General features: G+C 55.9%; 20 protein-coding genes. All 20 read left to right on the forward strand.

The annotated features are described in order from the left end of the window. Nucleotides 1–34: 34 nt before the first annotated feature. The 20 genes from QUE74_RS05875 to QUE74_RS05970 all read left to right on the forward strand — a co-directional run bounded on the left by QUE74_RS05875 (nt 35) and on the right by QUE74_RS05970 (nt 21,208). The gene (locus QUE74_RS05875) at nt 35–511 is read left to right on the forward strand and encodes a DUF1441 family protein (protein WP_000348567.1); all 477 of its coding nucleotides are present in this window, start codon (nt 35–37) and stop codon (nt 509–511) included. Continuing rightward, a complete protein-coding gene (locus QUE74_RS05880) occupies nt 508–2,631 on the forward strand; it encodes a phage terminase large subunit family protein (RefSeq protein WP_001070322.1) in 2,124 nt (707 codons plus the stop codon). The genes QUE74_RS05875 and QUE74_RS05880 overlap by 4 nt, the downstream gene beginning before the upstream one ends. Continuing rightward, a complete protein-coding gene (locus QUE74_RS05885; protein WP_000102415.1) occupies nt 2,628–2,840 on the forward strand; it encodes a DUF6148 family protein in 213 nt (70 codons plus the stop codon). Before QUE74_RS05880 ends, QUE74_RS05885 begins: the two co-directional genes overlap by 4 nt. Then, a complete protein-coding gene (locus tag QUE74_RS05890) occupies nt 2,840–4,342 on the forward strand; it encodes a phage portal protein (RefSeq protein WP_000974574.1) in 1,503 nt (500 codons plus the stop codon). Before QUE74_RS05885 ends, QUE74_RS05890 begins: the two co-directional genes overlap by 1 nt. Next, entirely contained in the window at nt 4,332–6,311 is a 1,980-nt protein-coding gene (locus QUE74_RS05895) for a ClpP-like prohead protease/major capsid protein fusion protein (protein WP_001364412.1), read from the forward strand. Before QUE74_RS05890 ends, QUE74_RS05895 begins: the two co-directional genes overlap by 11 nt. A gap of 86 nt (nt 6,312–6,397) precedes the next feature. Beyond that, nucleotides 6,398–6,724, forward strand: a complete 327-nt coding sequence (locus QUE74_RS05900; RefSeq protein ID WP_001097068.1) for a DUF2190 family protein — start codon at nt 6,398–6,400, stop codon at nt 6,722–6,724. Then, nucleotides 6,717–6,998 (forward strand): DNA breaking-rejoining protein, encoded by a 282-nt coding sequence (locus QUE74_RS05905; RefSeq protein WP_001113015.1) that lies wholly within the window; start codon nt 6,717–6,719, stop codon nt 6,996–6,998. Before QUE74_RS05900 ends, QUE74_RS05905 begins: the two co-directional genes overlap by 8 nt. A 2-nt stretch (nt 6,999–7,000) precedes the next feature. Beyond that, complete coding sequence (locus tag QUE74_RS05910; RefSeq protein WP_000974973.1) at nt 7,001–7,624, forward strand: phage tail protein; 624 nt, start codon at nt 7,001–7,003, stop codon at nt 7,622–7,624. A 12-nt stretch (nt 7,625–7,636) separates the two neighbouring features. After that, on the forward strand, nt 7,637–8,035 hold the full coding sequence (gene gpU / locus QUE74_RS05915) for a phage tail terminator protein (RefSeq protein ID WP_000682716.1): 399 nt from the start codon (nt 7,637–7,639) through the stop codon (nt 8,033–8,035). Between the two features lie 7 nt (nt 8,036–8,042). After that, nucleotides 8,043–8,792 carry a phage tail protein gene (locus QUE74_RS05920; RefSeq protein WP_286331904.1) on the forward strand — a complete coding sequence of 250 codons (750 nt, stop codon included), beginning with the start codon at nt 8,043–8,045 and terminating at the stop codon, nt 8,790–8,792. Nucleotides 8,793–8,812: 20 nt separating this feature from the next. After that, nucleotides 8,813–9,244, forward strand: coding sequence for a phage tail assembly chaperone G (gene gpG / locus QUE74_RS05925; RefSeq protein WP_000479071.1), 432 nt, complete (start codon nt 8,813–8,815; stop codon nt 9,242–9,244). Between the two features lie 26 nt (nt 9,245–9,270). Beyond that, nucleotides 9,271–9,675, forward strand: a complete 405-nt coding sequence (locus QUE74_RS05930; RefSeq protein ID WP_000533454.1) for a phage tail assembly protein T — start codon at nt 9,271–9,273, stop codon at nt 9,673–9,675. Then, nucleotides 9,665–12,277 (forward strand): phage tail tape measure protein, encoded by a 2,613-nt coding sequence (locus tag QUE74_RS05935; RefSeq protein WP_286331905.1) that lies wholly within the window; start codon nt 9,665–9,667, stop codon nt 12,275–12,277. The genes QUE74_RS05930 and QUE74_RS05935 overlap by 11 nt, the downstream gene beginning before the upstream one ends. Beyond that, a complete protein-coding gene (locus QUE74_RS05940; RefSeq protein ID WP_000847333.1) occupies nt 12,274–12,603 on the forward strand; it encodes a phage tail protein in 330 nt (109 codons plus the stop codon). Before QUE74_RS05935 ends, QUE74_RS05940 begins: the two co-directional genes overlap by 4 nt. Next, complete coding sequence (locus tag QUE74_RS05945) at nt 12,603–13,301, forward strand: phage minor tail protein L (RefSeq protein ID WP_001152536.1); 699 nt, start codon at nt 12,603–12,605, stop codon at nt 13,299–13,301. Before QUE74_RS05940 ends, QUE74_RS05945 begins: the two co-directional genes overlap by 1 nt. 10 nt (nt 13,302–13,311) lie before the next feature. Further along, nucleotides 13,312–14,055 (forward strand): C40 family peptidase, encoded by a 744-nt coding sequence (locus tag QUE74_RS05950; RefSeq protein ID WP_064236925.1) that lies wholly within the window; start codon nt 13,312–13,314, stop codon nt 14,053–14,055. Further along, the gene (locus tag QUE74_RS05955) at nt 14,052–14,624 is read left to right on the forward strand and encodes a tail assembly protein (RefSeq protein ID WP_000847707.1); all 573 of its coding nucleotides are present in this window, start codon (nt 14,052–14,054) and stop codon (nt 14,622–14,624) included. Before QUE74_RS05950 ends, QUE74_RS05955 begins: the two co-directional genes overlap by 4 nt. 60 nt (nt 14,625–14,684) lie before the next feature. Continuing rightward, nucleotides 14,685–18,386: a phage attachment tail tip protein J gene (gpJ, locus tag QUE74_RS05960; RefSeq protein WP_286331906.1), complete on the forward strand. Its 3,702-nt coding sequence runs from the start codon at nt 14,685–14,687 to the stop codon at nt 18,384–18,386. 66 nt (nt 18,387–18,452) lie between these two features. Further along, on the forward strand, nt 18,453–19,052 hold the full coding sequence (locus tag QUE74_RS05965; RefSeq protein ID WP_001230293.1) for an Ail/Lom family outer membrane beta-barrel protein: 600 nt from the start codon (nt 18,453–18,455) through the stop codon (nt 19,050–19,052). Nucleotides 19,053–19,117: 65 nt separating this feature from the next. Further along, nucleotides 19,118–21,208, forward strand: a complete 2,091-nt coding sequence (locus tag QUE74_RS05970; protein ID WP_286331884.1) for a prophage tail fiber N-terminal domain-containing protein — start codon at nt 19,118–19,120, stop codon at nt 21,206–21,208. Nucleotides 21,209–21,221: the final 13 nt, after the last annotated feature.

Raw genomic sequence — 21,221 nt, forward strand, 5'->3', positions numbered from 1 at the left:
CTTCTGTTCAGAGGGGTATGTGGAGGAGGCGTAGATGGACGGCGAGCTGAAAAATATGAAGTTAAATATTAATCAACTGGCAGCCCTTTCAGGCCTGCACCGGCAGACCGTTACCGCAAGAATGGCGGATGTTCCTCTTGCTCCGGGCAGTAATGAGAAGAAAAAACTTTATCTCCTGACGGACCTGATTACTGCGCTGCTGGCAAAAACACCATCTACCGAAGATGAGGAGATGAATCCACACGATCGCAAGGCATGGTATCAGTCCGAGCGCGAGCGTCTTAAATTTCAGCATGAAACTGTTCAGCTTGTCCCTGTCAGTGATGTCAGGCGGTCGTTTTCCGTCGTGGTGAAAGCCATTGTGCAGATACTGGAAACCTGGCCTGACAGGCTGGAGAGGGACAGGGGGTGGACTGCATCACAACTGAACGAAGTGCAGATCGTTGTTGATGAGATCCGTGACACGCTGGAAAAGGCAGTGATTGCCTGCTGTGATGAGGCTGATATGTGAATCCGGTTAACGAGTGCCATAGCCGCGCATCCGATATCTGGCGCGAAGTGGCCTCGCTGTTTCGCCCGCCTGGCCGGTTACCAGTAGCGGAAGCCATCAGGCGTTATATGCGGGTACCACGGGGAGCCAACACTTCAGGTCCGTGGGAGTCATCGCTGACGCCCTATATGATTGACCCCATTAATACATTATCAGCCCGTGAATATGACGCGGTGGTGTTTGTCGGACCGGCGCGAACCGGGAAAACCGAAGGGCTGATTGATGGCTGGATTGTGTACGGCATCATCTGTGATCCGGCGGATATGCTGGTGGTGCAGATGACTGAGACGAAGGCGCGTGAGCATTCCAGAACGCGTCTTTCCAGGACGTTTCGCCACAGTCCGGAGGTCAGTAAGCGCCTCAGTCCTTCCCGTAATGACAACAACGTCCACGACAAAATGTTTCTTGACGGCTCATTCCTGAAAATTGGCTGGCCGTCGATCACCGTATTTTCCTCCTCGGATTACCGTCGTGTGGCGCTGACGGATTATGACCGTTTTCCTGAGAACGTCGACGGTGAAGGGGATGCCTTCACGCTGGCATCAAAGCGTACCACCACCTTTATGTCCTCGGGGATGACCCTGGTCGAAAGTTCGCCCGGGCGGGATATCACCGATACCAAATGGCGTTGTGGTGGCGCACATGAGGCACCGCCAACAACGGGGATCCTGTCACTGTATAACCGGGGAGACCGCCGCCGGTGGTACTGGCCGTGTCCGCACTGCGGGGAATATTTTCAGCCGGTGATGGATAACATGACCGGTTACCGGAATAACCCTGATTTTGTGGCTGCCGGGCAGGCGGCCCGCCTGATGTGTCCGCACTGCCGCGGCCTGATTGCTCCGGAACAGAAGCGTGAACTGAATAACCAGGGGATCTGGCTGCGGGAAGGCGAACGGGCAGCGGCGGATGGCAGTATTACCGGAACCCCTCGAAATTCCAGAATAGCAAGTTTCTGGATGGAGGGGCCGGCAGCGGCGTTTCAGACCTGGGAACAACTGATTTTTAAGCTGCTGGCGGCAGAAGAAGAGTATGAGCGAACCGGCAGTGAAGAGACCCTGAAAGCGGTGGTAAACACCGATATCGGACGACCCTATCTGCCCCGTTCAGCCACGGAACAGCGTAAAAGTGAACTGCTTGAACAGCGTGCCGAGCCGTTTCCCCGGCGATCTGTGCCGGATGGTGTGCGTTTTATTGAGGCAACGGTTGACGTACAGGGCGGTAAAAATCGCCGTTTTGTTGTGCAGATCACCGGATACGGAGAACAGGGGGAACGCTGGATTGTTGATCGCTACAACATCCGGCATTCACTGCGCTGCAGTCCCAATGGTGAAAGTCTGCCGGTTGATCCGGCGGCATATCCGGAGGACTGGGATTTGTTGCTGACGGATGTGCTCCATAAAACATGGCCGCTGGCTTCTGATCCGGATGTGCGCATGCGTCTGATGGCCATGGCGGTGGATACGGGAGGGGAAGCCGGGGTGACAGATAATGCCTATCGTTTCTGGCGTCGTTGCCGGAGTGACGGACTGGGCAACAGGGTGTTTCTGTTCAAGGGGGATGGTCTTCGCCGTGACAGGCTGATTAACCGTACCTTCCCGGATAATACCGGCAGAAGTGCCCGCCGTGCCAGAGCCAGTGGCGATGTCGCGCTGTGGCTGGTTCAGACGGATGCGTTTAAGGACCGTGTAAATAATGCCCTGTGGCGTGACACACCAGGGCCGAACTATATCCACTTTCCCGACTGGCTGGGGCGGTGGTTTTACGATGAGCTGACCTATGAAGAGCGCGGCAGTGACGGAAAATGGCGAAAACCGGGCAGGGGCGCTAACGAGGCGTTTGACCTGCTGGTGTATGCGGATGCGCTTGCCGTTCTGCATGGTTACGAAAAGATCCGCTGGCCCTCCGCACCGGACTGGGCACAGCGGGAAACGTGGCTCGTTTTTCCGCAGGAGCGTTCTGGTGAAACGGCATCCCCGGAACTGACGGCCGGGGCAGAAAAACGCCGTCGTCGGAAGAAAAAACTGCGGACGGAGCGTGCGGAAGATAATCCATGGATAACATCAGGAGGCTGGTTGTGAGCACAGAAGAAGCCAGAGAAATGATACAGCGGTACCGTGAAGCGGAAATGGCCGTACTGGAGGGGAAGTCTGTCACCTTCAACGGACAGCAACTGACGCTGGAAAGCCTTTCTCAGATCCGCGCCGGACGTCAGGAGTGGGAACGCAGGCTTGCCGCGATGGTGAGCCGCAGGCGGGGAAAACCGGGATTTAAACTGGCGAGGTTTTAATGGCAATTATTGATGATGTGATAGGCGTGTTCTCTCCAGGCTGGAAAGCGACCAGACTGCGTTCAAGGGCGTTAATCATGGCCTATGAGGCGGTGAAACCGACCCGGACACATAAAGCCCGGCGTGAAAATCGATCTGCTGATCAACTCAGTAAATATGGCGCGGTTTCCCTGCGGGAGCAGGCCCGTTTTCTGGATATCAATCATGACCTGGTGATTGGTGTGTTTGACAAGCTTGAAGAGCGGGTGATTGGTGCCAGAGGAATTACTGTGGATCCTCAGCCATTACGAAAAAACGGGGAAATGGCGGCAGAGCTGGCTGCGGATATCCGCCGGTTGTGGGCTGAATGGTCCGTGAGTCCCGATGTGACAGGGCAGTATACCCGTCCCGTGCTTGAGCGTTTACTGCTGCGGACCTGGCTGCGGGATGGTGAAGTGTTTGCGCAGATGGTCAGTGGTGCGGGAAACGGTCTGGAACGGACGGCGGGAGTGCCATTCTGGCTTGAAGCGATGGAGCCGGATTTTGTTCCTATGCGCAGTGATGAATCCGCCGGGCTGAATCAGGGGGTTTTTCTTGATGAGTGGGGCAGACCGAAAAAATATCTGGTTTATAAAAATTATCCGGTCAGTGGTCGGCAGAGTGATACGAAAGAAATCGCCGCCGGAAAAATGATCCACCTGAAGTTCACTCGTCGTCTGCATCAGACGCGAGGCTCATCCATGTTATCGGGGGTGCTGATGCGGATCAGTGCCCTTAAGGAGTATGAGGATGCGGAACTGACAGCGGCGCGTATTGCTGCGGCGCTGGGACTGTATATCCGTAAAGGTGACGGACAGGACTATGAAGATCCGGGGAGCAAAGAAACCGAGCGGGAAGTCCATATCACCCCGGGAATTATTTATGACGATTTGCGCAAGGGCGAGGATATCGGCATGGTCAAATCCGATCGTCCCAATCCCAACCTTGAAACTTTCCGCAACGGCCAGTTGCGTGCAGTGGCAGCTGGCAGTCGTCTGAGCTTTTCCAGTGCGGCGCGTAACTATAACGGCACCTACAGCGCCCAGCGGCAGGAGCTGGTCGAGTCCACGGATGGTTACCTGATCCTGCAGGACTGTTTTATTGGTGCGGTAACCCGCCCGGTGTACCGGACATGGCTGAATATGGTGGTTGCGGCAGGTCTGCTGAAAATTCCGGCGGATGTGGAGATGAAGACGCTATATAACGCGACGTATTCCGGTCCGGTGATGCCGTGGATTGACCCGGTTAAGGAGGCTGAAGCCTGGCGGATACAGATCCGGGGTGGTGCCGCGACGGAATCCGACTGGATCCGCGCAGGCGGGCGCAACCCGGATGAGGTCAAACGTCGCCGTAAGGCGGAAACTGAGGAAAACCGCAGGCTGGGGCTGGTCTTTGATACTGACCCCGCCAACGACAAAGGAGGCAACAGTGCCGGAACTGAACAACAGCGTCAGCAGGCCACCGACAGCCAGCATGAAGAATAAATCCTGGTTCAGGATGCAGGCGGGTGGTCAGGGTGAGGCGGATATTTATATTTATGACGAGATTGGTTTCTGGGGCGTCACCGCGAAGCAGTTTGTCAGCGATATGAATGCCCTGGGTGATATCACCCACATTAATCTCCACATCAACTCACCGGGTGGCGATGTCTTTGAAGGCATCGCCATTTTTAATGCCCTGAAAAATCACGGTGCGGCCATTACCGTGTATGTGGATGGCGTTGCCGCCTCGATGGCATCCCTGATTGCGATGGCCGGTGACACGGTCATTATGCCGGAAAATGCCTTCATGATGATCCATAAACCCTGGGGGATCAGCGGTGGTGATGCGGAGAAAATGCGCACTTATGCCGAACGTCTGGACAAACTTGAGTCGGTTATGGTGCCGGTATATGCGCAGAAAACCGGAAAAACTACCGATGAAATTGCCGCCATGCTGGCGGATGAGACCTGGATGTCCGGTGCCGAGTGTCTGGCACACGGATTTGCTGACCAGGTGACGCCAGCCGTTAAGGCAATGGCATGTATTCAGTCAACACGTACAGAGGAATTTAAAAAGATGCCGGAATCCATCCGAAATATGATCACGCAGCCACACAACAGTGCCCCGCGTGATACCACAGTGACAATCCCTGCACCGGCGGTAACAGAACCATCACCGGTACCGGCAGTGTCTGATGAGGCGACCATTCGCGCCCGCGTTATGGCTGAGCAGAAAGCCCGCATGTCAGGCATTAACGATCTGTTTGCCATGTTTGGCGGGCGCTATCAGGCGCTTCAGGCGCAGTGTGTGGCCGATCCTGACTGTTCGCTGGAAATGGCCCGCGAGCGCCTTCTGAATGAAATGGGCAAGGAGTCCTCGCCGACCAACAAAAACACACCGGCCCATATTTATGCCGGAAACGGCAATTTTGTGGGAGACGGGATCCGCCAGGCGATGCTGGCCCGTGCCGGATATGAAAATGTCGAGAAGGATAATGTCTATAACGGGATGACCCTGCGTGAATGGGCTCGCATGTCACTGACCGAGCGTGGTATTGGGGTGGCCAGTTATAACCCCATGCAGATGGTCGGGCTGGCGCTGACGCACAGCACCTCTGATTTTGGCAATATTCTGCTGGATGTGTCGAACAAGGGGCTGATCCAGGGCTGGGAGGAATCAGAAGAAACCTTCCAGAAGTGGACCCGTAAGGGACGCCTGTCAGACTTCAAAACAGCGTATCGCGTGGGGATGGGCGGTTTTGGTTCTCTGCGTCAGGTTCGTGAAGGGGCGGAGTATAAATACATCACCACCTCAGATCGCAAGGAGACCATTGCTCTGGCCACTTACGGGGAGATTTTCTCCATCACCCGCCAGGCCATTATCAATGATGACCTGAATATGCTGGTTGACGTGCCGATGAAGATGGGGCGTGCGGCGAAGGCAACGATTGGTGACCTGGTTTACAAGGTGCTGACGGATAACCCGAAACTGTCAGACGGTAAGGCGCTGTTCCATGCCGATCACAAAAATATTGCCACCGGCGGGATCTCCGTTTCCGGGCTGGATGCGGCCCGTCAGATGATGCGCCTGCAGAAAGAAGGCGATCGCGCCCTGAATATCCGTCCGGCCTTTATGCTGGTGCCGGTGTCACTGGAGACGGTGGCGAACCAGACCATCAAATCGGCCAGTGTGAAAGGGGCGGATGCAAACGCCGGTGTCATTAACCCGATCCAGAACTTTGCCGAAGTAATTGCGGAAGCGCGTCTTGATGCGGCAGATCCGAAAACCTGGTACCTGGCTGCGGCACAGGGCACCGACACCATTGAAGTGGCCTGGCTCGATGGTGTGGACACCCCCTACATTGACCAGCAGGAAGGTTTCACCACTGACGGTATCGCCACAAAAATCCGTATTGATGCCGGTGTGGCACCACTTGACTGGCGCGGGCTGGTGCGTTCGTCGGTGGCCTGATAACCGCGTTATCACAATCACTGCCCGAAAGGGCTTTTTTTATGCCTGAAAACAGCCCCCCGGGGGCTGTCCGGAGAGACAGCATTATGGCTAAAAATTTTGTACAGGACGGCACCACCATTGAGCTGGTGAATGCCGGGGATCAGACCATTCTGAGCGGTGCCGCTGTGGTGGTTGGCAGCATGGTGGCAGTGACCATTACCGATATTCCTGCCGGGAAGACTGGTGACGGGTTCGCCGAAGGCGTGTTCCTGCTGCCCAAACAGTCTGCCGACGATATTCAGGCCGGTGTGGCGGTTTATCTGAAGGACGGGACTGTGCAGCCTGCCGCAGACGGTGCAGTGGCGGCGGGAATGGCATGGGAGCATGCGCCGTCAGGCACCACCACGGTGGCGGTTAAAATCAATGCCTGATCTGTTTGCGCGAATGTGCAGCCGGATGGACCTGGCGACCGTACGCATGATGGGGAAAACGGCGGAGATTAACGGCGTAGTGTATGACGTGATACCGGAGTATGAGTCTGCGGATATGGGGGCGCTTTCCGGCAGTCAGTTGTCACTGGTGGTGTTTTCAGCGCAGTACCGGCCGGCCCGCGATGATGTGGTTGTGTTTGACGGTCGCTCACTGGTGGTGACCCGTTATGACACGTACAACGGTAATCCCCGGATTTTTGTCGAACAGGAATAAGTATGGCGATAAAAGGTCTGGCGCAGGCCATGAAAAATCTGGATGCGATTAACCGCCGTGCCGTTCCCCGGGCTGCCGCCACGACGCTTAACCGTGTGGCGGAGTCCATCATCGCGAAAACGGCCTCTTCGGTTGCCCGGGAGCTGGCGGTCCCACACCGTCTCATCCGTGAGCGTATCCGCCTGCAACGGGCCAGCGCAGACAGGGTTTATGCGAAGGTCATCATCAACACCGGTAATCTGCCCGCCATAAAACTGGGGACGGCCAGCGTGCGGCTTTCCCGCAGAAAGCGGCGAAAGAAAGGTGAGCGTTCGGTCACGAAAGGCGGTAGCAGTGTGCTGATTGTCGGGAAACGACGGATCCCGAATGCTTTTATTACCCGGCTGGAAAATGGCCGGTGGCATGTGATGCAGCGTATGCCGTGGGCATCATCGTCCACCGGTGCGGACAGCAAAGGGAGGACGAAACGCCACCGTCTGCCGATCGAAGTGGTGAAGATTCCGACTGCCGGACCGCTGGCAGAAACCTTTGAACGTGAACGGGACCGGATGTACCGGGAAAAATTACCGGTGCAGATGATGAAAGCCATGACGCATCAGTTACGCCTGGTGCTGAAAAGAAAATGACAGGGAGGGTGTATGAAACACCGTGAAATACGGGCGGCAGTTCTGTCTGCCCTGAAAGAAAATATTTCTGAGCGGGTGAGCTGGTTTGACGGCCGCCCGGTTTTTATTGATGAACAGGAACTACCTGCTGTTGCTGTTTACCTGACTGATGCGTCTGCTGCTGACGAGTTCGTTGATGAGGGGACCTGGGAGGCGACACTGCATATTGAAGTTTTTCTCAGGGCAAAAGAACCGGACTCGGCACTGGATATGTGGATGGAAGAGAAAATCCTTCCTGCGCTGGAGGCGGTTCCCGGCCTCAGTGCGTTACTGCTGAAGATGAATCTTCAGGGGTATGACTACCGCCGGGATGATGAGTTTATGATGTGGGGATCGGCAGATCTCCTGTGGAAAATTACCTACGAGATGTGAGGACGATATGGCAATACCAAATCCTCTTGAGCCGGTGAAAGGTTCCGGCACCACACTATGGGTGTACACCGGCACTGGTGATGCTTATGCCAACCCGTTGTCAGACGATGAGTGGACGCGCCTGGCAAAAATAAAGGATCTGACCCCCGGCGAGATGACGGCAGAATCCTACGATGATAACTATCTGGATGATGAGGATGCTGACTGGGTATCCACCGGGCAGGGGCAGAAATCTGCCGGTGACACCAGTTTTACGCTGGCCTGGAAGCCGGGCGAGAAAGGGCAGCGCGATTTGATCGCCTGGTTTGACAGCAGTGAGACCCGGGCCTACAAAATCCGTTTCCCGAACGGCACGGTGGATGTGTTCCGTGGCTGGGTGAGCGCCATTGGTAAAGCGGTGACCGCCAAAGAGGTGATCACCCGTACCGTGAAGATCACCAATATCGGCCGTCCGTCGCTGGCGGAAGATCAGGGGGACATCACGCCGGTCACCGGTATTACCGTGACGCCATCAACGGGCAATGTGGCAAAAGGTCAGAATATCACCCTGACTGTGGCCGTTCAGCCGGAAGGGGCGACGGATAAAACCTTCCGCGCCACGTCAGCGAATCAGAATTTCGCCACCATTACCGTGAAAGGGAACACGATCACGGTGAAAGGTGTTGCGGCCGGTAAAGCGCAGATCCCTGTGGTGACCGGAAATGGTCAGTTTGCGGCAGTGGCAGAAATTACCGTCACGGATGGTGTTGCGGGTTAAGCTGAGGGAGTGATAAAAGCATGTTTCTGAAAACAGAACAATTTGAATATAACGGCGTGTCCGTCACCCTTTCCGAACTGTCTGCGCTGCAGCGTATTGAGCATCTTGCCCTCCTGAAACGGCGGGCAGAAGAGGCTGAAGCCAGCGGCAACCTGCAGGTGAGCGTGGAAGACCTTGTCAGAACCGGGGCGTTTCTGGTGGCGATGTCCCTGTGGCATAACCATCCACAGAAAACGGAGTCACCGTCAATGAATGAGGCTGTGATGCAGATTGAGCAGGAAGTCCTGACCACCTGGCCTGCTGATGCCATTGCCCGGGCGGAAGACGTGGTGTTGCGTCTGTCCGGGATGAGTGAGCCTGTTCATGTGGATACGGATATCACCGAAGTGGCGAAAAATAATGCGCTTACTGATGATGATTTTTCTGCGGGAAAGTCTTCGACGGCGAGCTGAATTTTGCCCTCAGACTGGCGCGTGAGATGGGGAGGCCTGACTGGCGCACCATGCTTGCCGGGATGACATCCACCGAATATGCCGACTGGCACCGTTTTTACCGCACGCATTATTTTCAGGATACCCAGCTGGATATGCATTTTTCCGGGCTGATGTACGCCGTACTCAGCCTGTTTTTTTGCGATCCGGATATGCATCCGGCGGATTTCAGTCTGCTTGCACCCCGACGTGATGATGAGCAGACGGAGATGCCGGATGAGGACGATATGCTGATGCGGAAAGCGGCAGGACTTTCTGGTGGTGTCCGCTTTGGGGCTGACGGGAAGGAAATCGTTACGGTCAGTGATGACATGCGGAGCAGTACAGAGGATGAAGCCATGCTGATGATGGTGTCTGAGGGAATTCCAGGAGGTGTACGCTATGGCGGGTAATTTTGCCGATCTGACAGCTGTTCTTACACTGGATTCAACCCGTTTTTCTGAAGAGGCTGCACGGGTAAAGAAAGAACTGGGTGAAACCAGTGACCTTGCGGATTTGATGGCCGGGCGTGTCAGCCAGTCTTTTAAGAAACAGGCCACTGCCGTTGAACAGGGCCTGAGCCGTCAGGCGCTGGCTGCACAAAAAGCCGGGATTTCCGTCGGGCAGTATAAAGCGGCCATGCGTACCCTGCCAGCACAGTTTACGGATATCGCCACGCAGCTTGCCGGTGGTCAGAATCCCTGGCTTATTCTGCTGCAACAGGGCGGTCAGGTGAAGGACGCCTTCGGCGGGATGCTCCCCATGTTCAGGGGGCTTGCCGGTGCGATCACCCTGCCGATGGTCGGGGTCACCTCGCTGGCGGTGGCGACAGGTGCGCTGGCGTATGCCTGGTACCAGGGGGATTCCACGCTTTCAGCGTTTAATAAAACCCTGGTTCTTTCCGGTAATCAGTCCGGACTGGCTGCCGATCGCATGCTGACGCTCTCCAGAGCCGGACAGGCAGCAGGGCTGACGTTTAACCAGGCGAGTGAGTCACTGGCAGCCCTGGTGAATGCCGGTGTGCGTGGTGGTGAACAGTTTGATGCCATCAACCAGAGTGTGGCGCGTTTTGCTTCTGTATCCGGTGTGGAAGTGGACAAGGTTGCAGAGGCTTTTGGAAAGCTGACCACCGACCCGACGTCGGGACTGATGGCTATGGCGCGCCAGTTCCGTAACGTGACGGCAGAGCAGATTGCGTATGTTGCGCAGCTGCAGCGTTCGGGTGATGAGGCAGGGGCCTTACAGGCGGCGAACGATATCGCCACAAAAGGCTTTGATGAGCAGACCCGTCGCCTGAAAGAAAACATGGGGACGCTGGAAACCTGGGCGGATAAAACCGGGAAGGCATTCAAATTGATGTGGGATGCCATCCTGGATATCGGTCGTCCTGAATCCTCAGCGGATATGCTCGCCAGTGCGCAGAAGGCATTTGATGAGGCGGATAAAAAATGGCAGTGGTACCAGAGCCGGAGTCAGAGCCGGGGAAAGACCTCCTCTTTCCGTGCCAACCTTCAGGGTGCATGGGATGACCGTGAAAATGCCCGTCTGGGGCTGGCGGCAGCCACGCTGCAGTCGGATATGGAAAAAGCCGGTGAACTGGTGGCAAGGGACCGGGCTGAGCGTGAGGCGTCACAGCTGAAGTATACCGGAGAGGCGCAGAAGGCGTATGAGCGCCTGCTGACGCCACTGGAGAAATATACCGCCCGTCAGGAAGAACTGAATAAGGCACTGAAAGACGGGAAAATCCTGCAGGCAGATTACAACACGCTGATGGCGGCGGCGAAAAAGGATTATGAAGCGACGCTGAAAAAGCCGAAACAGTCCGGCGTGAAGGTGTCTGCGGGCGATCGTCAGGAAGACAGTGCTCATGCTGCCCTGCTGACGCTTCAGGCAGAACTCCGGACGCTGGAGAAGCATGCCGGAGCGAATGAGAAAATCAGCCAGCAGCGCCGGGATTTGTGGAAGGCGGAGAGTCAGTTCGCGGTACTGGAGGAGGCGGCGCAACGTCGCCAGCTGTCTGCACAGGAGAAATCCCTGCTGGCGCATAAAGATGAGACGCTGGAGTATAAACGCCAGCTGGCTGCACTTGGCGACAAGGTTACGTATCAGGAGCGCCTGAACGCGCTGGCGCAGCAGGCGGATAAATTCGCACAGCAGCAACGGGCAAAACGGGCCGCCATTGATGCGAAAAGCCGGGGGCTGACTGACCGGCAGGCAGAACGGGAAGCCACGGAACAGCGCCTGAAGGAACAGTATGGCGATAATCCGCTGGCGCTGAATAACGTCATGTCAGAGCAGAAAAAGACCTGGGCAGCTGAAGACCAGCTTCGCGGGAGCTGGATGGCAGGCCTCAGGTCCGGCTGGAGCGAGTGGAAAGAGACTGCCACGGACAGTATGTCGCAGGTTAAAAGTGCTGCCACGCAGACCTTTGATGGTATTGCGCAGAATATGGCGGCGATGCTGACCGGCAGTGAGCAGAACTGGCGCAGCTTCACCCGTTCCGTGCTGTCCATGATGACAGAAATTCTGCTTAAGCAGGCAATGGTGGGAATTGTCGGGAGTATCGGCAGCGCCATTGGCGGTGCTGCCGGTGGCGGCTCATCAGCGTCAGGTGGTACAGCCATTCAGGCAGCTGCGGCGAAATTCCATTTTGCGACCGGAGGATTTACGGGAACCGGCGGCAAATATGAGCCAGCGGGGATTGTTCACCGTGGTGAGTTTGTCTTCACGAAGGAGGCAACCAGCCGGATTGGCGTGGGAAATCTTTACCGGCTGATGCGCGGCTATGCCACCGGCGGTTATGTCGGTACACCGGGCAGCATGGCGGACAGCCGGTCGCAGGCGTCCGGGACGTTTGAGCAGAATAACCATGTGGTGATTAACAACGACGGCACGAACGGTCAGATAGGGCCACAGGCACTGAAGGCTGTTTATGACGTAGCCCGTAAGGCGGCAATGGATGTTGTGACCGGGCAGATGCGCGATGGTGGTCTGTTCTCCGGAGGTGGACGATGAAAACCTTCCGCTGGAAAGTGAAACCCGGTATGGATGTGGCTTCGGCCCCTTCCGTAAGAAAGGTGCGCTTTGGTGATGGCTATTCCCAGCGAGCGCCTGCCGGGCTGAATGCCGACCTGAAAACGTACAGCGTGACGCTTTCTGTTCCCCGTTGGGAGGCCACGGCGCTTGAGTCGTTTCTGGCTGAGCACGGGGGCTGGAAATCCTTTCTGTGGACGCCGCCTTATGGCTACCGGCAGATAAAGGTGACCTGCGCAAAATGGTCGTCGCGGGTCAGTATGTTGCGTGTTGAGTTCAGCGCAGAGTTTGAACAGGTGGTGAACTGATGCAGGATATCCGACAGGAAACACTGAATGAATGCACCCGTGCGGAGCAGTCGGCCAGCGTGGTGCTCTGGGAAATCGATCTGACAGAGGTTGGTGGAGAACGTTATTTTTTCTGTAATGAGCAGAACGAAAAAGGTGAGCCGGTCACCTGGCAGGGGCGACAGTATCAGGCGTATCCCATTCAGGGGAGTGGTTTCGAACTGAATGGCAAAGGCACCAGTACGCGCCCCACGCTGACGGTTTCTAACCTGTACGGTATGGTCACCGGGATGGCGGAAGATCTGCAGAGTCTGGTCGGCGGAACGGTGGTCCGGCGTAAGGTTTACGCCCGTTTTCTGGATGCGGTGAACTTCGTCAACGGAAACAGTGACGCCGATCCGGAGCAGGAGGTGATCAGCCGCTGGCGCATTGAGCAGTGCAGCGAACTGAGCGCGGTGAGTGCCTCTTTTGTACTGTCCACGCCGACGGAAACGGACGGCGCTGTTTTTCCGGGACGTATCATGCTGGCCAACACCTGCACCTGGACCTATCGCGGCGATGAGTGCGGTTATCACGGTCCGGCGGTCGCGGATGAATATGACCAGCCAACGTCCGATATCACGAAGGATAAATGCAGCAAATGCCTGAGCGGTTGTAAGTACCGCAATAACGTCGGCAACTTTGGCGGCTTCCTTTCCATTAACAAACTTTCGCAGTAAATCCCATTTTATGACACAGACTGAATCAGCGATTCTGGCGCACGCCCGGCGGTGTTCGCCTGCGGAATCGTGCGGCTTCGTGGTGAGAACGCCGGAGGGAGACAGGTATCTTCCCTGCGTGAATATCTCCGGTGAGCCGGAGGCGTATTTCCGGATGTCGCCGGAGGACTGGCTGCGGGCAGAAATGCAGGGTGAGATTGTGGCGCTGGTCCACAGCCACCCCGGTGGACTGCCCTGGCTGAGTGAGGCCGACAGGCGGCTGCAGGTGCAGAGTGATTTGCCGTGGTGGCTGGTCTGCCGGGGGGCGATTCACAAGTTCCGCTGTGTGCCACATCTTACCGGGCGACGCTTTGAGTACGGGGTGACGGACTGTTACACGCTGTTCCGGGATGCTTACCATCTGGCGGGGATTGAGATGCCGGATTTTCATCGCGGGGATGACTGGTGGCGTAACGGCCAGAATCTCTATCTGGATAATCTGGAGGCAACTGGTTTTTACCGTGTCGCACTGACAGCGGCGCAGCCGGGCGATGTGCTGCTGTGCTGTTTTGGTTCATCGGTGCCGAATCATGCCGCCATTTACTGCGGCGACGGCGAGCTGCTGCACCATATTCCTGAACAACTGAGCAAACGAGAGAGGTATACCGACAAATGGCAGCGACGCACACACTCCCTCTGGCGTCACCGGGCATGGCACGCATCTGCCTTTACGGGGATTTACAACGATTTGGCCGCCGCATCGACCTTCGTGTGAAAACGGGGGCCGAAGCCATCCGGGCGCTGGTCATGCAGATCCCGGCGTTTCGTCAGAAACTGAGCGACGGCTGGTATCAGGTACGGATTGCCGGGCGGGACGTCAGCACGTCCGGGTTAACGGCGCAGTTACATGAGACTCTGCCTGATGGCGCTGTGATTCATATTGTTCCCAGAGTCGCCGGGGCCAAGTCAGGTGGCGTATTCCAGATTGTCCTGGGGGCTGCCGCCATTGCCGGATCATTCTTTACTGCCGGAGCCACCCTTGCAGCATGGGGGGCAGCCATTGGGGCCGGTGGTATGACCGGTATCCTGTTTTCTCTCGGTGCCAGTATGGTACTTGGTGGTGTGGCGCAGATGCTGGCACCGAAAGCCAGAACTCCCCGTACACAGACAACGGATAACGGTAAGCAGAACACCTATTTCTCCTCACTGGATAACATGGTTGCCCAGGGCAATGTTCTGCCTGTTCTGTACGGTGAAATGCGCGTGGGGTCGCGGGTGGCTTCTCAGGAGATCAGCACGGCAGACGAGGGGGACGGTGGTCAGGTTGTGGTGATTGGTCGCTGATGCAAAATGTTTTATGTGAAACCGCCTGCGGGCGGTTTTGTCGTTTATGGAGCGTGAGGAATGGGTAAAGGCAGCAGTAAGGGGCATACCCCGCGCGAAGCGAAGGATAACCTGAAGTCCACGCAGTTGCTGAGTGTGATCGATGCCATCAGCGAAGGGCCGGTTGAAGGTCCGGTGGATGGATTAAAAAGCGTGCTGCTGAACAGTACGCCGGTGCTGGACAGTGAGGGGAATACCAATATCTCCGGTGTCACGGTGGTGTTCCGTGCAGGTGAGCAGGAGCAGACACCGCCGGAGGGATTTGAATCCTCCGGCTCCGAGACGGTGCTGGGTACGGAAGTGAAGTACGACACGCCGATTACCCGGACCATCACGTCTGCAAACATCGACCGTCTGCGCTTTACCTTCGGTGTGCAGGCACTGGTGGAAACCACCTCAAAGGGGGACCGGAATCCGTCGGAAGTCCGCCTGCTGGTTCAGATACAACGTAACGGTGGCTGGGTGACGGAAAAAGACATCACCATTAAGGGAAAAACCACCTCACAGTATCTGGCCTCGGTGGTGGTGGGTAACCTGCCGCCGCGCCCGTTCAGTATCCGGATGCGCAGGATGACGCCGGACAGCACTACAGACCAGCTGCAGAACAAAACGCTCTGGTCGTCATACACCGAAATCATCGATGTGAAACAGGGCTACCCGAACACGGCACTGGTCGGTGTACAGGTGGACTCGGAGCAGTTCGGCAGCCAGCAGGTGAGTCGTAATTATCATCTTCGCGGGCGCATTCTGCAGGTGCCGTCGAACTATAACCCGCAGACGCGGCAATACAGCGGTATCTGGGACGGAACGTTTAAACCGGCATACAGCAACAACATGGCCTGGTGTCTGTGGGATATGCTGACCCATCCGCGCTACGGCATGGGGAAACGTCTTGGTGCGGCGGATGTGGATAAATGGGCGCTGTATGTCATCGGCCAGTACTGCGACCAGTCAGTGCCGGACGGCTTTGGCGGCACGGAGCCGCGCATCACCTGTAATGCTTACCTGACAACACAGCGTAAGGCGTGGGATGTGCTCAGTGATTTCTGCTCGGCGATGCGCTGTATGCCGGTATGGAACGGGCAGACGCTGACGTTCGTGCAGGACCGGCCGTCGGATAAGGTGTGGACCTATAACCGCAGTAATGTGGTGATGCCGGATGACGGCGCGCCGTTCCGCTACAGCTTCAGCGCCCTGAAGGACCGCCATAATGCCGTTGAGGTGAACTGGATTGACCCGGACAACGGCTGGGAGACGGCAACAGAGCTTGTGGAGGACACGCAGGCCATTGCCCGTTACGGTCGTAACGTCACGAAGATGGATGCCTTTGGCTGTACCAGCCGGGGGCAGGCGCACCGCGCCGGGCTGTGGCTGATTAAAACGGAACTGCTGGAAACGCAGACCGTGGACTTCAGCGTGGGTGCCGAAGGGCTTCGCCATGTGCCGGGCGATATCATTGAAATCTGCGATGATGACTATGCGGGTATCAGCATCGGTGGTCGCGTGCTGGCGGTGAACAGCCAGACCCGGACGCTGACGCTCGACCGTGAAATCACGCTGCCATCCTCCGGCACCACGCTGATAAGCCTGGTTGACGGAAATGGCAATCCGGTCAGCGTGGAGGTTCAGTCCGTCACCGACGGCATGAAGGTGAAAGTGAGCCGTGTTCCTGACGGCGTTGCAGAATACAGCGTGTGGGGGCTGAAGCTGCCGACGCTGCGCCAGCGCCTGTTCCGCTGCGTGAGTATCCGTGAGAACGACGACGGCACGTATGCCATCACTGCCGTGCAGCATGTACCGGAAAAAGAAGCCATCGTGGATAACGGGGCGCACTTTGACGGCGACCAGAGCGGCACGGTGAATGGTGTCACGCCGCCAGCGGTGCAGCACCTTACCGCCGAAGTCACCGCAGACAGCGGGGAGTATCAGGTACTGGCCCGCTGGGACACGCCGAAGGTGGTGAAGGGCGTGAGCTTCATGCTTCGCCTGACCGTGGCAGCGGACGACGGCAGTGAGCGGCTGGTCAGCACAGCCCGGACGACGGAAACCACATACCGCTTCAGACAACTGGCGCTGGGGCGTTATATGCTGACGGTCCGGGCGGTAAATGCCCGGGGGCAGCAGGGTGATCCGGCGTCGGTATCGTTCCGGATTGCGGCACCGGTAGCGCCTGTCACTATTGAACTGATACCGGGGTATTTTCAGATAACGGCGGTCCCGAAACTGGCTGTATATGACCCGACGGTACAGTTTGAGTTCTGGTTATCGGAAAAGCGGATTATCGATATCAGGCAGGTTGAAACCACAGCCCGCTATCTTGGTACGGCGCTGTACTGGATAGCCTCCGGACCGGATATTGAGCCGGGCAATAATTATTATTTTTACGTTCGCAGTGTGAATACCGTCGGCAAATCGGCATTTGTGGAGGCTGTTGGCCAGCCGGGTAACGATGCTGAGAAATATCTCCATTTTTTTGAAGGGAAAATAAACAGCACCCTGCTGGGGCAGGAGCTGAACGATCGTATTAATGCCTCGGCATTGCGCAGTGAAGTTGAGCAACTGGAGGATGAGATCAATCAGCAGATAGAGAGTGATATTGCTGAAGTGACCCAAAAAATCGGGGAGACAGAAAACAGCCTCACGCAGCTGGTTGCGAAAAAAAATGATGAGCTGTCACTGGGTATATCACAGGTGAGCCAGAGAGTGGATAACGTCAGCAGCGAACTCACGCAGACGGTCAGTCAGAGTAATGAGGAGAATGCACGCCAGATAGCGCAGGTTCGCCAGTATGTGGATCAAAAAAGCAGTGAAATCATGACGACAACGGACCAGAAGCTGGGAGATCAGGAGGCCACCATCCAGCAGATACAAAAGGTTCAGACGGACACCAGTAATAACCTGAACAGTATGTGGGCCGTGAAACTGCAGCAGATGCAGGATGGTCGCCTTTATATTGCGGGTATCGGTGCCGGTATTGAGAACACCCCCGACGGCATGCAGAGTCAGGTGCTGCTGGCGGCAGACAGGATTGCGATGATTAATCCTGCAAATGGCAACACAAAACCGATGTTTGTTGGTCAGGGTGATCAGATATTCATGAATGAAGTGTTCCTGAAATATCTGACGGCTCCCACCATTACCAGCGGCGGTAATCCTCCTGCATTTTCCCTGACACCGGACGGAAAGCTGACCGCTAAAAATGCCGATATCAGCGGTAACGTGAATGCGAACTCCGGGACGCTCAACAACGTCACGATAAATGAGAACTGTCAGATTAAGGGGAAACTGTCAGCCAACCAGATTGAAGGCGATATTGTCAAAACGGTCAGCAAGTCTTTCCCCCGCACGAGCACTTATGCCAGCGGCACTATCACGGTAAGAATCAGTGATGATCAGAAGTTTGACCGGCAGGTCATGATACCTCCAGTGTTATTCCGCGGTGGTAAGCATGAGAATTTCAACAGTAATAACCAACAGTCATACTGGTATTCAACCTGCCGGTTAAGAGTGACCCGCAATGGTCAGGAGATTTTTAATCAGTCCACGACGGATGCTCAGGGCGTATTTTCCTCAGTTATAGATATGCCTGCCGGACAGGGGACGCTGACACTGACATTCACCGTATCTTCATCAGGAGCGAATAACTGGACACCAACAACCAGTATCAGCGATCTGCTGGTTGTGGTGATGAAGAAATCCACAGCAGGTATCAGTATCAGCTGAATTTTATAACCCATAACGGGCGTCAGAAATGACGCCTTTTTTATTGCAGAAAAGCGAGAGGTAATTATGCGTAAACTTTATGCCGCCATTTTGTCCGCAGCCATTTGTCTGGCCTTATCCGGTGCGCCTGCATGGGCGTCTGAACATCAGTCCACGCTGAGCGCGGGGTATCTTCATGTCTCGACGAACGTTCCCGGCAGCGATGATCTGAACGGGATTAACGTGAAATACCGTTATGAGTTTACGGACACACTGGGTATGGTGACGTCATTCAGCTATGCAGGAGACAAGAATCGCCAGCTGACCCGTTACAGCGATACCCGCTGGCATGAAGATTCCGTTCGTAACCGCTGGTTCAGCGTAATGGCGGGGCCGTCTGTGCGCGTGAATGAATGGTTCAGCGCGTATGCGATGGCGGGTGTGGCTTACAGCCGTGTGTCGACTTTCTCCGGGGATTATCTCCGCGTAACTGACAATAAGGGGAAAACGCACGATGTGCTGACCGGAAGTGATGACGGTCGCCACAGCAACACGTCTCTGGCGTGGGGAGCTGGCGTGCAGTTTAACCCGACCGAATCCGTGGCTATTGATATTGCTTATGAAGGCTCCGGCAGTGGCGACTGGCGCACTGACGGTTTCATCGTGGGTGTCGGTTATAAGTTCTGATTAGCCAGGTAACACAGTGTTATGACAGCCCGCCGGGTTCAGGCGGGCTTTTTTGTGGGGTGAATATGGCAGTAAAGATTTCAGGTGTCCTGAAGGACGGAGCGGGTGAGCCTGTCGTAAACTGTGCGATTGAATTGCGAGCCAGAAGAACCAGTCCGACAGTTGTGGTTAATATTGTGGCAACCTGTCTTACGGGAAGTGATGGCGGGTATACTATTAATGCTGAGCCGGGATTTTATGATGTATTTTTGTCCCGCTCAGGGCATCCTCCTGTAAAGGCGGGGGAAATTTATGTTGCACCGACAGATGAGCCGGATACGCTGAATGCTTTTCTGGATGCACCAAAGGAGGGTGATTTACGCCCTGAGGTAATGAAGCGTTTTGAGGAAATGGTAAATACCGTTGTTCGCTTGTCTGAGCAGGTGGTCAGTGACAGGGAGAGAGCAGAAACAGCTGCTGATGATGCAATCAATGCAGCAACATCTGCGGCGGTTAGTAAGGATGAGGCAGAAGAGCTAAAAAATCAGACACAGCAGAGCGCCGAAGCTGCAGCCGGAAACGCACAGCAGACGGCACAGGATGTGACGACAACCGCAACGGCCCGTGATGATGCGGAACGTTTTGCGGGTGAGGCAGAAAACAGCGCACAGTCATCAGGCACAGCGCGGGACGAATCAGTCGATGCCGCCGAACGCGCCCGCCTTTATCATAATGCCGCATCATCAGCAGCGACCAGTTCAGAACTGTCGGCAAATGCGGCGCTGGGGCACAAAAACAGTGCCGCCGAATACGCCCGACAGGCTAAAGCCAGCCAGGATGCAGGTGCAGACAATGCGCAGGAAGCGAAACAGTACAGGGATGAGACGCAGCAGATAGTTGATGACCTGAATGCAACAAATGCCTCCACGACAGAAAAAGGTCTGGTGCAACTCTGTAGTGATACGGACAACGACAGCGAGGAACTGGCTGCCACGCCAAAGGCTGTCAAAGACGTCATGGACGAGGCGAAAACAAAAGCGCCACTGGACAGTCCGGCCTTCACCGGCACCCCAACCACCCCAACCCCACCGGATGATGCCGCCGGTCTGGAAGCAGCGAACGCGGCGTTTGTGCGCAAACTGCTTGCTGCGCTGGTTGGCTCATCGCCGGAAGTTCTGGACACCCTGAACGAGCTGGCAGCGGCGCTGGGCAATGACCCGAACTTTGCGACGACAATCACAAACGCGCTGGCAGGCAAACAACCGCTTAATGACGTCTTAACGGCAATCAGCGCACTGACGCAACGGGCAGATAATCTTCTGTACTTCAATACAGACGGGAATGCCTCACTGTCTCTGCTGTCAGAGAAGGGCCGCGCATTACTGGCGCATGACACGGCTGAAGCCATGCGCACGGAGCTTGAGCTGAACGCGGCTGCGACGATGGAACCCCAGAGTGATATCCGTGACCGCACACCGGGCAGGCTGGCCCTGTCCGGGATGTATGGGTTTGGACAGGCATTCACCAGCACTGACGCTCTGGCGTTTGAGGGGCTGTCTGATTTCGTTGAGTGGTTGAAGAAAGTCACGCCGGGGCGGTATGCGGTCAGTATTACAGACTCCTCGCAACTGCTTACCGGTACCACGCAATTTAACGGCATTATTGATGTGATGTGGTCACCGTACGCCAACAGTGAATCCGACACAGTCCGCAAATTTAAAACCCTGATGTGCTACAACCAGTATTATCAGGGTGAACACTGTATTCACTATATGCAGTACCGGTACAACGACAGCGATAACAGCTGGAACATGTCATCGCGGGTAGTTGTATACGACGGAGATTCACTGGCGTACCTGCTGTCCAGGATGGCGGGCTCAGGCTCATATTATAAATACCCGGCCGTTGGTGTGCCGATTATGGCGGCATATCAGGGGGAGAGTTTTGGTGCAGATGCGTCTCTGGGGCTCGGTGATATTGTGCCGGGTTCCCGTCTTGGCCCTCTGGCTATGAGTGCACGGGTTAGCGATACAGGGACATACGCATCCTCACCGCAGGTTGTGATTGGCGGTGCTGGTGAATACAACTTCCCCGGTCGTTACACGGCGCTTTCGGGGACCCGCATTAGTCACGATACAACGCGTGGCTATATCGGTCTTTTTGTACGCATTGAGTAATAAGGAAATAAGA

Source organism: Escherichia sp. 10290 (assembly GCF_030295155.1).
Taxonomy (GTDB): Bacteria; Pseudomonadota; Gammaproteobacteria; order Enterobacterales; family Enterobacteriaceae; genus Escherichia; species Escherichia coli_F.